Genomic DNA, 11,401 nt, shown 5'->3' on the forward strand with positions numbered 1-11,401 from the left:
TCGGTCACTCCCTCGTCACCGGTCGACCGATTGCGCCGCTGGGGGCCTCCGAGTCGTCCCACTCCTCGTCGCCCAGCAGCCAGGACTCCCGTTCTTCGAGGCCATCCGGGTCCCGGCGGCCGTTGCTCGGCAGGTACCCACCGACGTGCGACGGCTCGCCGAACAGTCCGGCCGGTCCGGTGCCGCCAGGTCCGGTCCGCCGCCCCCGGGCCCGGTCCAGGGTGCTGCCGGGGGAGGTGGGCAGCATCGGCACCGGTGGCATTCCGCTGCGCGGTGGGGTCGTCGGCTGGGGGCGCTGTACCGGTGGCTCCGCATCGGGTGCGCCGAGGCCCGGCAGCCGGCTGGTGTTCAGCTGTGACCCGGGGGAGGAGGGCACCCCGGGGTCGCGGTCCCGGCCGGTGGCAAGCGGTGTGGCCAGCAGCCCGAACCCGGGAACCGACCGGCCGATGGGTACGCCGCCGTTCTCGGCGGCCGGGCCGGCGATGGTGACCGGGGTGCCTCCGGTGGTCAGGTTCGCGGGTGTGGTGCCGAACGTGTTCAGCGTCGTCGGTGGGCTGCCCGGCTGCGGGCCGGGAACGTTCGGCCCCGCTCCGGGCGGCGTGGGGATCTCGCCCTGGAAACTGGCGAACTTCGTACTCGGACTTCCGGCGTCGGTCACCAGGTTCGGGTCGGTGCCGTCGAGCGGTGTGAAGGCAAGATCGGTGGTTGACGGGTTCGACATGTCGGACAGATCGAGTTCGCCGTCGCTGTGGGCGAGGGCCCGGTCCGATGACGGGGAGCCGGGCTTGCCGAGGCTGACGATCGGGAGACCGCCGGTGGGTGGAGAGGCACCCGGCGTGCCGGACCCGTTCGGCTCACCCGGTGGTGGAGCCTCGGCCGACGTGTCGAACACCAGGGAGTTCTCCGGCAGGGGGCTGTCGTCGGGCGAGGGGAGGGGTTCGTCCTCCGGTGCCTGTTCCGGGAACGGCGGGGTACCGGAGCCGTTCGGCGGGGTCTCCCCGACCGGCTCCGGCAGTTCCACCTGCTCGGGCGGGATGGTGTCGACAGGTGGCCCGTTCTCCGCGGCTTTGCCCGGCTCCTTGATCGGCGTCAGCGAATCGCCGCAGGTGACGTACGCGTCGGCTACCGCCTGGATGATCTTCTGAGCCTCCGCGTCGATGGCGGCCTCGTCCGGCTCGCCGCCGGCCGCCGCCACTTCCTCGCGGTAGGTGGCGACCTCGACGGCGTACGCCTCGATCGCCTTCTTGCCCTCGTCCAGGGCATCGCCGGCGGTGGTGATCGCATCCTGGTACGAGGGTGCGCGTAGCGGATCGGCGGTCTCGACCACGAACGTCGTGACGTTGTCGCCGACCAGCTTGAAGGTGCTGGCCGCCGGGCCCCGCCAGGTCTCCAACACGGTCTGGATCGACTTGTTGAGCATCTCGGTGGTCTCGTCGAGTCCGGTGAGCGACTCGCCGAACACCCCGGCCAGCTTGTAGAAGGTGTCGGGCTGGCCGGGGGCCAGGGCGGCCTGGACCTGTTCCAGGGTCCAACCGCCGAATCCTTCGCCACCTGCGGGCATTGCGCTTCTCCGTTTCTCCGGTGACCGGCCGGGGCGTCACGGGACTAGTTCGGCGCGGGTTCCGGCACCGGGTAGGGGGTGGCCGGCGGGATCTTCGTCGGCTTCGTGGCATCGGCACCGGGGAAGTACTTGTTGACGTCCTGGATCAGACCGTTGAGCCGATCGGCGTCGCCGACGTTGTCGTCCTCGGCGGCCTGATAGTCGGCCGCCACCTTGCGCAGGTTGTAGCCGATGTCGTTGCACACGTTGGAGAGGTTGGTGATCGCGGTGATCAGTTCGGTCTTGCGGGCACCGATGTTGGTGGAGAGTTCGGTGGCGGCCGGAAAGTCCCCCGGCAGCACGTTGTTCGCCCGCAGTTTCGGTAGCAGCGTGTTGAGGAACCTGGCCCGCTCCTCGAACACACCCGCAGTTTTGATCAGTTCCTCGGGGACGACGGCCACCTCGTCCTTGTTCCCCTTGTCATCCGGCGGCACGGCGGTCTCCTCTCCTGTGTGCTCTCTGAACGGATTGACTGGCTGTTCGGATCACTTGGATCAGTGGAATCGCGCTGACCGGGTCGGTGCGGGCTGCGGTCGGCGGAGTCGGGGCCCCGCGTAGTGGAACGCGGGGCCCCGACGTCACTTGGCCCAGGAGGCCGTGTTCTTCGCCTCGGTGGTCTCGTAGTTGGTGATGATTTCGGTGAGGATGCGCTGGGCGTTCCCCAGCTTCTCGTTCAGGTCGATGATCGCGGCGTCCCAGATGGTTTTGGCGTCGGCGTATTCGAGCTGCGCCGAAGCCTCCCAGTACTGCAACTTGGCATCGGTGTAGGTCTTCAGGTCCTCGACCATCTTCTGGATGTCCCTCGTGTAGGTGGCGAGGTTCGCTGAGATCTGCTGTGCGGGCGCGAAGTTGATGGAAAAGGCGCCGTCAGGTGCTCCCATGGGGACAATTCCCTTCTTGGCTGCTGGTGGTCGAAATGCTCAGAGGACGGAGGCGGCCTGGGTGTAGGCCTGGCCGGCCAGGTCGGCGTTCTGGTCCTCGTTGATCGTGTAGCCCTGCCGGTTGCCGCCGAGGGCGGTGTAGATCCGGTTCAGCTCGTCGATGATCGGCTTGAACGCGGTCTGCCAGGCGTCGACGGCATCGGTGAAGCGCTGTGCCGCCATGCCCTTCCAGATCGCCAGCATCTGGTCCTGTAGCGCGTCGATGTTGCGGTTGATGCCGTCGCACTGGTTCAGGGCGCCCTCGTAGTACTGCTCGGCGGCCTGCATCTCGATGACGTTCGCCTGCGAAATGGGGGAGGTCATTCCCGCCACCTCCTGCTCTCGTGGGTGCCGTACGTCCATTCGGGCGCGCGGGTCCTGCACCACCGGATGCCGTTCACCGGTGGAGTCCGTAAGTTGCCGTGGTTATGGCGTCCTGGTGGTGCTCGGATTGCCGGTCGGGGTGGCGGAGATGGAACCGCCGGCCGGCGTACCGGTGGTGGAACCTTCGGTCGGTGCGGTGCTGCCGGAAACCACCTGCGGGGCGACCGGCAGGGTGGCGCGGGCCTGTGCGGGGTCCAGCGGTCGCCCGGCCGGAACCAGACCGAGCAACGGGGTGGGGACCTCGACCGCGGGTGTGCCGTCGTAGCCGAGCAACTGTCGGGCGTCGCCGGGAAGTGGATATCGGACACCGGTGTCGACCAACAGGTACAGGGTGCCGTTGGCCACCCCGGGGGCTGGCTGGGCGCTGATGAGCAGGCCACTGCCGGGCGACACCGCGATCTGGTCGGCGAATGTGCCCGCCGCCGCGCCGCTGGTGTTCGGGGCCGCCCCACCAACCGGTGGACTGTCCATGGTGACCCGGACCTCGATACCGGCACCGACGCGAAGATCGAGGCAGGGCACCTGCGTACCGGTGAACCGGGCCGCCGGCGGTGGGGTGGCCGGTAGTCCGACGTTGGTCGAGGCGACCGCCGAGCGAGGGGTGTTGGCCAGCGCGGCGGCACTGATCCCCCGGGTCACCACGATCCCGTCGGGGTACGCCCTGACGGTGTTCGGGTCGCCCAGCACCAGTGCGGCACCGGTCGGGGTGAGGGCGGACAGCCCGTCGCCGCGTAGCACGTAGAACTGGTCGCCGGAGACTCCGCCGGTCACCTCGAAGAGTTGGCCCACCCGGGTCGGCTTGCCGTCGATCGTGGGGCCCGCCGAGCCCAACGCCGGGATCTCCGGTGCCCGCAGGTCCGGGCCGACCGGAAGCGCGTTCAGCCAGGCCGCGCCGACCCGCCAGCGGCGGGCCGCGCCGTAGCCGAGCGCGTCGAGCGTCGCCGCGTTGCGGATCCGCATCCGCCGGTTGTCCCAGATCAGGTACGCCGTACCGTCGCGACCGACGGCCACCAGGGCGGTGCCGTCGGGCAGCGGGGTGCCGCTGCCGTCGTCGCGTACGTGCAACGTGGTGAAGGGCTGCTCGGCGCCGCTGCGGTTGGGCTTCAGCGTGGCGCAGACCTGCCAGTTACGGGCGTTGAGCCTCCCACCGTCGGGCAGGAAGTCGGGTGCGGACTCGACCCCCACCGGCAGTCCGTGCGGCACCCTGGCCAGCGAGTTGCGCGACACCGACACCACCTTCATCGAGGTGCCGAGGATCAGTTTGGCGGAGGTGAAGTTGACGACCGGGCGCAGTTCGCCGTCGACGAAGAGATAACGGGTGCCGGTCTCCTTCTCGACGATCAACGCCCCGGCCCGCTTCCAGGTGTCCTTGCCACCGGGAACGATGAAGCCGTAGATGGCGAACCCGACGGCCACGATGACGGCGACGATCAGCCCGGTGAGGCTGCCGACCGTGAAGCGGCGTAACGGGGTCTGTGGAGCGTCCGGCTCGGCGCGCAGTAGCGCCGAGGAGAGCCGGCCGACGACGAACAGGTGGGCCTGGAGCTGGTCACGACGGGACTGCACGAGAGTTTCTCCCTTCCATCGGTCGGCTCAGCCGGCGAGCGCGCGGGCCCAGGAGTAGACATCGAGGACGGCCAGCGTCAGTGGCAGCATGGCGATCGCGGCGAGGTACTCCGCGATGTCGGCGGCGCGTCCCCAGTAGGGCAGCAGGCGTCGCCCGGGCATGAAGTGGGCGAGTAGGACCGCACCGCCGGCTGCCAGGATCATGACGACCAGCCACAGCATTCGGCTCGGCCAGTCGCCGGCAGCGGCGGACGACACCAGCAGGCTCAGCCCCAGTACCGAGGCGGCCAGCGTGCCGACTCGCTGCCAGGCTGACAGCAGGGCCCGCGCCCGCAACAGCAGTACCAGACTGGCGGCACCGACCAGGCCGGTCGAGGCCCAACCGCCGGCCCGCATCAGGATCACCACGCTGGTCCCGCAGACCGCACCGAGAACCAGGAAGATCCAGTTGAGGTACTGGTCGGCGGCGCGGGCGCCAGTGACGACCCGGGCCCCGCCGTACGGGGTGATGTCGGCGGAGAGGTCCTCGGCGCCGGTGGGCAGCATGGGCAGCCGCATGCGGGCCATCCGGAACGAGAGGTTGGGGGCCAGCACACTCAACCCGAGTACGAGGGTGAGCACGATCGCGGTGGCGCGGGCGGCGTCGAGCCCGGCGAACGCGGACAACGCCCCGCCCACCGCCAGGGTCCCCGAGCCCAGCCCGGTGGCCAGGAACATCGGTCGTTGCTCGCCGACGAAACCCATCGCGGCCAGGGCGACCAGTGTGGCGGCCACCCCCATGCACAGCACGTTGGGCCCGGCGAAGCTGGGCGCGTCGGGTGCGGTGGGGACCACCAGACCGGCGAAGCCGGCGTACGGTACCGCAGCGCACCCGAACACCAGCCCGGTGGTGGAGTCGGCGAAGGCGCGGGAGCAGATCGCGCCGGCCAGCAGCAGCCCGGCCGCCGCAGCTCCGGCGGCGATGGCACCCGCCGGAGACGGCCCGGTGACCAGGATCAGGAATCCGACGAACAGGGCGACCCCGGCGATGACGAGGAACATGTGCCGGGTCATCCGGGCGTTCCACCGGTCGGCCCGGTCCCGGATGCTGGTGGCGATGCCGTCGACCAGGTCGTCGAAGTGCACTGCGGGAAGTTGGTCGGTGCGGTGCCGCAGGTACAGCAACTCGCCGTCGTGGATGCCCAGCGCGCCGGGGGTCAACTCGTCGTCCAGCGGGGCCTCCCCGAGGCGCTGGAGGGTCCAGTCCTCGGCTCCGGCCGTGGAGGCCGCGGTGGCGGTGCCGGTACGCCGGGCGGTGGCGTGGTGCACCAGCGCGGGCATCAGGTCGCAGAGCGCGACCTCGGTCGGCAGCGCCATCTCCACCGAGCTGTCGGGGGTCACGAGGACGATCCGGCACAGGTCGGTCGCCTGGCTCTGGGGCATCGGATCCCTCCTTTCGAGCTTTCTTCATCCAGGTGTACGGACCTGGCGTGGTTTTGGATTAATCGCCGTTCGGGCTGGTCACCGGGGCGGCAATGGCCGTCTGGATGAGACGGACGCCCTTTCGCCGGTCCACCAGTTGGGCCCGGCCCGGCGGCAGGATGAGAGGCTTGGCGTCGCCGAGGAACGTGCCCTCCTCGCGGCGGCACGACATCAGCAGGCCGGGTGTCCCGCCGTCCCACAGTCGGCGCAGCAGCGGGTCGGTCATGGCCCGGAGCCCGTTCGCGGTGCTGCGGGCGATGACGACGTGCAGACCGATGTCGGCCCCGTGGGTGACCAGCTCGACCAGGGTCCGGGTCGGGCTGTCCATCGGCGAGCTGATCAGGTCGTAGTCGTCGATGATCACGAAGAGCTTCGGCCCGGTCCACCAGTCCCGCCTGGGCAGCCGCTCCGGTGCGATGTCCGGTCCGGGAACCCGCTTCTGCATCGGTGGCACCGCCTCACCGATGACCGCCTGGAGCATCGGGCCGGTCAGTACGTACGCCAACTGGTGGGAGGCCGGAACCACGTCGTGCAGTTGCCGGCGTGGATCGGCGCACATGATCCGTGCCTGGTCCGGGGTGTACATCGAGGTGATCGCCTGCGCGACGACCCGCAACAGGTTGCTCTTGCCGGTCTCGGTGTCGCCGAACACCATCAGGTGCGGGTGGACATCGAAGTCGTGCACCACCGGGGCGAGGCGCTGCTCGTCCAGCCCGATGACGATCTTCGGACCGACCGGCTCGGGAGCCGGCAGTTCGGCCACGTTCAACGCGGTCGGCAGCATCCGTACCCGGGGAGCGGCCGGACCGCTCCAGGCGTCCCGGACGGTCGCGACCAGCGCGCCGAGTCCCGCACTGACGTCGTCGTCGTTGCCCTGCCCGTCGATGCGTGGCACCGCCGCCAGCCAGTGGTACTTGTCGGCGTTGATGCCCCGACCGGGCTGCTCGGGCACCGTGCGGGCGGTACGGAAGTCCATCTCGGAATCCATGCCGTCACCCAGCCGCAGCTCCAACTTGGTCTGTACCAGGTCGCGCAGCCACATCCGGATCTCCGACCAGCGGTTGGACGAGAGCATCAGGTGGATGCCGTAGGTCAGCCCCCGGGTGGCGATCTCCTGGATCACCGGTTCCAGCGCCTCGAACTCCGACCGCATGGTGAACCAGCCGTCGACCACCAGGAAAACGTCGCCGTACGGGTCCTCCGCGTACCGGCCCTCGGCCCTGAACCGCCGGTAGGCCGCCATCGACTCGATGCCCTGGGCGGAGAAGAGGTGCTCGCGGGCGACCAGCAGGTTGGCCATGTCGTTGACGGTGCGGATGACCCGCTCCCGGTCCAGTCGGCCCGCCACTGCGCCCACCTGGGGCAGGCCCGCCAGCGTCGACATCCCACCGCCGCCGAAGTCGAGCAGGTAGAACTGCACCTCGCGTGGCGTGTTACGCAGGGCGAGCCCGGCGATGATGGTGCGCAGCACGTTGCTCTTGCCGGACTGCAACGCGCCCACCACGGCCACGTGTCCCTTGCCCGCCGACAGGTCCACCACCATGGGGTCCCGACGCTGGTCGAACGGCCGGTCGATGAGGCCGACCGGCAGCGCCAGCGACGGCGTACCGGTACCGAAGCCCCGCTCGGGGTGCACCGCCAGCGGTGGCAGTAGCTCGTCGAGGGTCGCCGGCGTGGTCAGCGGCGGCAACCACACCCGGTGCGCCGGCGGACCGGCGTCCCGCAGCCGGTCGACCACCACCTCCAGGATCGATTCGACGGCACCCTCGTCGGCCTCGTCCACCGCCGGCTCGGAAGCGGTCGGCCGGGCCACCGGTGCGAGGTAACCGGAGGTGAACGGCACCACCTGGTGGTCGATGGCCGGGCTGCCGCCGGTAGCCGTCCGCCGCCCCGCGGCCCGGTACGGTCCCGACACGTACGCCCCCTTGAACCGCACCAGTGTGGTGGTGTCGGTACGCAGGTAGCCGGTACCGGGTTGCAGCGGCTTGTCGTACGCGTCGGTCGTACCGATGACGCTGCGCGACTCCATCGCGGAGAACATCCGCAACCCCATCCGGTACGACAGGTGCGTCTCCAGGGTGTGGATACGGCCCTCCTCCAGCCGCTGGGAGGCCAGCAGCAGGTGTACGCCCAGCGACCGGCCCAGCCGGCCGATCATGATGAACAGGTCCATGAACTCGCCCTTGGTGGCCAGCAGTTCCCCGAACTCGTCCACGATGACCACCATCGTCGGCAGCGCCGCAAGGTCCGCGCCACCGTCGCGGGCCCTGGTGTAGTCGTGGATCGAGCTGAAACCGGCCCTGCGCAGCAGTTCCTGCCGGCGGACCAGTTCGCCCTGTAGGGCGTCCTGCATCCGGTCGACCAGCGGCAGCTCGTAGGCGAGATTGGTGATGAACGCCGACACGTGCGGCAGCCCGTCCAGGCCGAGGAAGGTGGCGCCGCCCTTGAAGTCGACCAGCACCATGTTCAGCCGCTCGGACGAGTGGGCCAGGGCCAGGGCCAGCACCAGGGTGCGGATCGTCTCGGACTTACCCGAACCGGTGGCACCGATCAGGATTCCGTGCGGGCCCATGCCGCCCTGGGCGGACTCCTTGAGGTCCAGTTCCACCGGCTGACCCCGGTCGTTGACGCCGATCGGCACCCGCAGGTGGTCCCAGGTGGACCGGTTGCGCCACACCTCCGCAGGTACGAACGTCCGGGCGTCGCCGACACCGAGCAGGTTCAGCAGGTCGATGTTGCCGCCGGTCGGGTCGGCCGACTCGGCCACCGCGCCGATCCGGTACGGGGCGAGCTGACGGGCCAGTGCCCGGGCCCGGATGGGGCCCAGTGCGTCGGGCCGGCCGAGCAGGGTGGCGTACTCGTCGCCGCGTCGGTTGACCGTCATGGTGGCCAGGCCCTCGTCGTCCAGCCGGAGCCGTAACGTCGTCTTCTCCCCGCGCCACGGCAGCGAGCCACCCAGCTCGGGGTGGCTGATGTCGACCGCCACCAGGTTGCGGTAACCCGGGCCGGCCAGTCGGCTGTTGGCCGGCAGCGTGGCGCCGTCGACGACCACCACCACGTACGGCTCGGTCCGGGTCGGTGTGGCCGACGCGTCGAACCGGCCACGCTCACCGAACTCCTTGCCACCGAGCAGTTCCTCCAGCTCCGACCAGGTGTCGTGGATCAGGCGTACCGGGCCGGTCGCGTCGTACTCGGTGGGGTGCAGCGCCTGCGGTGCCCATTTCAGCCAGTCCCAGTCGGTCAGCCGGTCGCTGGCGGCGCACACCGCGACGCGCAGGTCGTCGGGGGCATGGAAGGTGATCAGCTGGGCCAGTAGGGCACGGACCAGGTTCAGGGTGCCGGCCCGCTCGCCGTGCACGCTGACCCGGGCGAAGCCCCGCAGGTAGAGCGCGATCGGCATGTCGTCGACGGTGGAGTACGCCTTGAGGAACCGGCGTAGCGCCCCCGCGCAGAGCGGTTCGAGATCCTCCACCGGTTTGGTCTGCGGCGCCTGTAGCCGCATCGCCAGGCGCTGCTCGCCCAGGCCGATCCGTACCTCGCAGAAGTCCTGGTGACTGACCCGCCGTTCCCACAGCCGTTCCGAGCGCACCATCGACCAGAGCCGGTCCGGTGCCGGGTGCGTCCACAGCACCGCCTCGCGTTGCCGCTCCACCGACTTGCGGACCACCCTGCGGGCCTGTCCGAGATACCGCAGGTAGTCCCGGCGCTCGCCCTTGAGCCTGAGTTTGCGTTCTCCGGCCGCCCGGACCAGCTGTGCGATCAGCATGATCACCATGCCGACCGCCATCGCGCCGCCGGCCAGGTACATCACCGGCCGGCTGCCGAAGCCCGGCTGGATGAACATCAGCATCATCCCGCCGGACATCATCACCATCGGCAGGTACATCAACAGCGAGGAGAGCTGCCCGCCCTGCTCCTCCGGCAGGCCAGGGGGCTCCTGCAACGGGAACTCTCCCGTGTCCATCTTCGGTGCCGGTCGTCTGGCCGGCCGCCGCAGCATGATCGTGCTCACGACTCCTCCCTGCCCTCGGTGTCGACGTTCGTTCCGGCGGCGGCCCGACCGGTTGGTTCGGTGGTCGTCGTCTTCGTGGTCCGCTTCTCCGCCGTCGTTGTGCCGGCCGTGCCGGGCGGGTCCGGATCGGGCGCGCTGGCCGGTCGCCATCGACGTCTGACGCCGCGCGGCACGGCGGCACCGAACAGCAGCAACGCGCCACCGAGCGCGACCAGTACGGCGGTGAAGAGGGCCGCGTTGCGGACCGGTGTGGGATCGGCGGCCCGCACGGGGGGCGGGTCGATCGGATCACTGCGACCGCCGGCCGTCGTCACGGTGGACCCCTCGCCGGGCAGGATCGAGGTGACGGCGGCGTACGGGTTGACCACCCCCCAGCCCAGTTCCAGGCTCGGCAGGGTGGCGGCCGGATGGTCGGCGGTCTGTTCGAGCCGGCGCTTGACCTGGCCGGCGCTCAGTTTGGGGTGGTACGACCGGACCAGTGCCGCCACACCCGCCACGAACGGTGCCGCGTAACTCGTGCCCCGGTCCATCACATGGCCACGGCCGCCCCGACTGAGGCTGATCACGTCCACCCCGGGAGCGACCAGGTCGAGATAGTTGCCGAACTCGGAGAATCCGCTACGTGATCCGTCCGGGCCGATCGCGCCGACCGCCAGCACCTGCGGATAGGCGGCCGGGTACGCCTTCGGGTTGCCCTCCTCCGCCTCGTTCGAGGCGGCGGCCACGATCAGTACGTCCTTCGCCGCCGCGTACTCGACCGCCGTACGTAGGTCGACCGTGGGGAAGAACGAGCTGGCGGAGATGTTGATGACCTTCGCCCCGGCGTCGACCGCTGCCCGGATGCCCCGGGCCATCCCGGCGGCGTTGCCGTCGTTGGCGTCGTTGGCCTGCCGGATCGGCAGGATCCGTACGGCTGGGGCGATGCCCACCACACCGGTGTCCCTGGCTGGACGGGCCGCGATGATGCCCGCCACGAACGTGCCGTGCCCGAAACAGTCGCTGTCGGCCCGGCCACCGCCGTTGACCACGTCCACGCCGGGCAGCACCGCGCCCCGCAGTTGCGGAACGTTGGTGTCCACTCCCGAGTCGATGACCGCGACCACGACGCCGGAGCCCCTGGTCAGATCCCATACCCGCTGCGGAGCCAGCCGCTGGTTGGTCCACGGGACCTCCCGGAACTGCTCGGTGGCGGGGGAGGTGCAGCGTTGGCCGGTCGGGGCCGAAGCCCGGGCGACGCCCGGCGTCCAGGCTGCCCAGATCACGATGACCAGCAGCGGTACGACCGACCACTGTGTTCTGCGCCGCCGCTGGAATGCCGTCGAGTTGCCTGTCATGACCTCCATACGGAGACCGGGCGGATTTGGTTGTGCCGATGGCTTCGGTATCGTGCCGGCGTGACGCCTCCTGACTGGTCGGATGTACGCGAACGGCTCGCCGGGTTGGCGGCCGACTCCGACG

At 70.1% G+C, this 11,401-nt stretch carries 8 protein-coding genes; all 8 read right to left on the reverse strand.

Annotated elements, in window-relative coordinates; translation table 11 throughout:
• Positions 1-4: 4 nt before the first annotated feature.
• On the reverse strand, positions 5-1,561 hold the full coding sequence (locus tag ACFQ4H_RS04545; RefSeq protein WP_377567270.1) for a hypothetical protein: 1,557 nt from the start codon (positions 1,559-1,561) through the stop codon (positions 5-7).
• Between the two features lie 44 nt (positions 1,562-1,605).
• Complete coding sequence (locus ACFQ4H_RS04550; RefSeq protein WP_377567272.1) at positions 1,606-2,034, reverse strand: hypothetical protein; 429 nt, start codon at positions 2,032-2,034, stop codon at positions 1,606-1,608.
• A 144-nt stretch (positions 2,035-2,178) separates the two neighbouring features.
• Positions 2,179-2,481 carry a WXG100 family type VII secretion target gene (locus ACFQ4H_RS04555; protein ID WP_377567274.1) on the reverse strand — a complete coding sequence of 101 codons (303 nt, stop codon included), beginning with the start codon at positions 2,479-2,481 and terminating at the stop codon, positions 2,179-2,181.
• A 39-nt stretch (positions 2,482-2,520) separates the two neighbouring features.
• Positions 2,521-2,844, reverse strand: a complete 324-nt coding sequence (locus ACFQ4H_RS04560; protein WP_377567276.1) for a WXG100 family type VII secretion target — start codon at positions 2,842-2,844, stop codon at positions 2,521-2,523.
• 102 nt (positions 2,845-2,946) lie between these two features.
• Positions 2,947-4,470: a type VII secretion protein EccB gene (gene eccB, locus ACFQ4H_RS04565; RefSeq protein ID WP_377567278.1), complete on the reverse strand. Its 1,524-nt coding sequence runs from the start codon at positions 4,468-4,470 to the stop codon at positions 2,947-2,949.
• A gap of 27 nt (positions 4,471-4,497) precedes the next feature.
• On the reverse strand, positions 4,498-5,892 hold the full coding sequence (eccD, locus tag ACFQ4H_RS04570) for a type VII secretion integral membrane protein EccD (RefSeq protein ID WP_377567280.1): 1,395 nt from the start codon (positions 5,890-5,892) through the stop codon (positions 4,498-4,500).
• Between the two features lie 58 nt (positions 5,893-5,950).
• Positions 5,951-9,931, reverse strand: a complete 3,981-nt coding sequence (gene eccCa, locus ACFQ4H_RS04575) for a type VII secretion protein EccCa (protein WP_377567345.1) — start codon at positions 9,929-9,931, stop codon at positions 5,951-5,953.
• Between the two features lie 8 nt (positions 9,932-9,939).
• The gene (mycP, locus tag ACFQ4H_RS04580; RefSeq protein WP_377567282.1) at positions 9,940-11,286 is read right to left on the reverse strand and encodes a type VII secretion-associated serine protease mycosin; all 1,347 of its coding nucleotides are present in this window, start codon (positions 11,284-11,286) and stop codon (positions 9,940-9,942) included.
• Positions 11,287-11,401 lie beyond the last annotated feature (115 nt).

Source organism: Micromonospora sonneratiae (genome assembly GCF_042679305.1).
Taxonomy (GTDB): domain Bacteria; phylum Actinomycetota; class Actinomycetes; order Mycobacteriales; family Micromonosporaceae; genus Micromonospora_H; species Micromonospora_H sonneratiae.

What these genes read in the sequence shown, in the direction of transcription:
- eccD (WP_377567280.1), bottom strand. Translation starts at nt 5,892, where the DNA reads ATGCCCCAGAGCCAGGCGACCGACCTGTGCCGGATCGTCCTCGTGACC.
- ACFQ4H_RS04555 (WP_377567274.1), bottom strand. Translation starts at nt 2,481, where the DNA reads ATGGGAGCACCTGACGGCGCCTTTTCCATCAACTTCGCGCCCGCACAG.
- eccCa (WP_377567345.1), bottom strand. Translation starts at nt 9,931, where the DNA reads ATGCTGCGGCGGCCGGCCAGACGACCGGCACCGAAGATGGACACGGGA.
- ACFQ4H_RS04545 (WP_377567270.1), bottom strand. Translation starts at nt 1,561, where the DNA reads ATGCCCGCAGGTGGCGAAGGATTCGGCGGTTGGACCCTGGAACAGGTC.
- mycP (WP_377567282.1), bottom strand. Translation starts at nt 11,286, where the DNA reads ATGGAGGTCATGACAGGCAACTCGACGGCATTCCAGCGGCGGCGCAGA.
- ACFQ4H_RS04560 (WP_377567276.1), bottom strand. Translation starts at nt 2,844, where the DNA reads ATGACCTCCCCCATTTCGCAGGCGAACGTCATCGAGATGCAGGCCGCC.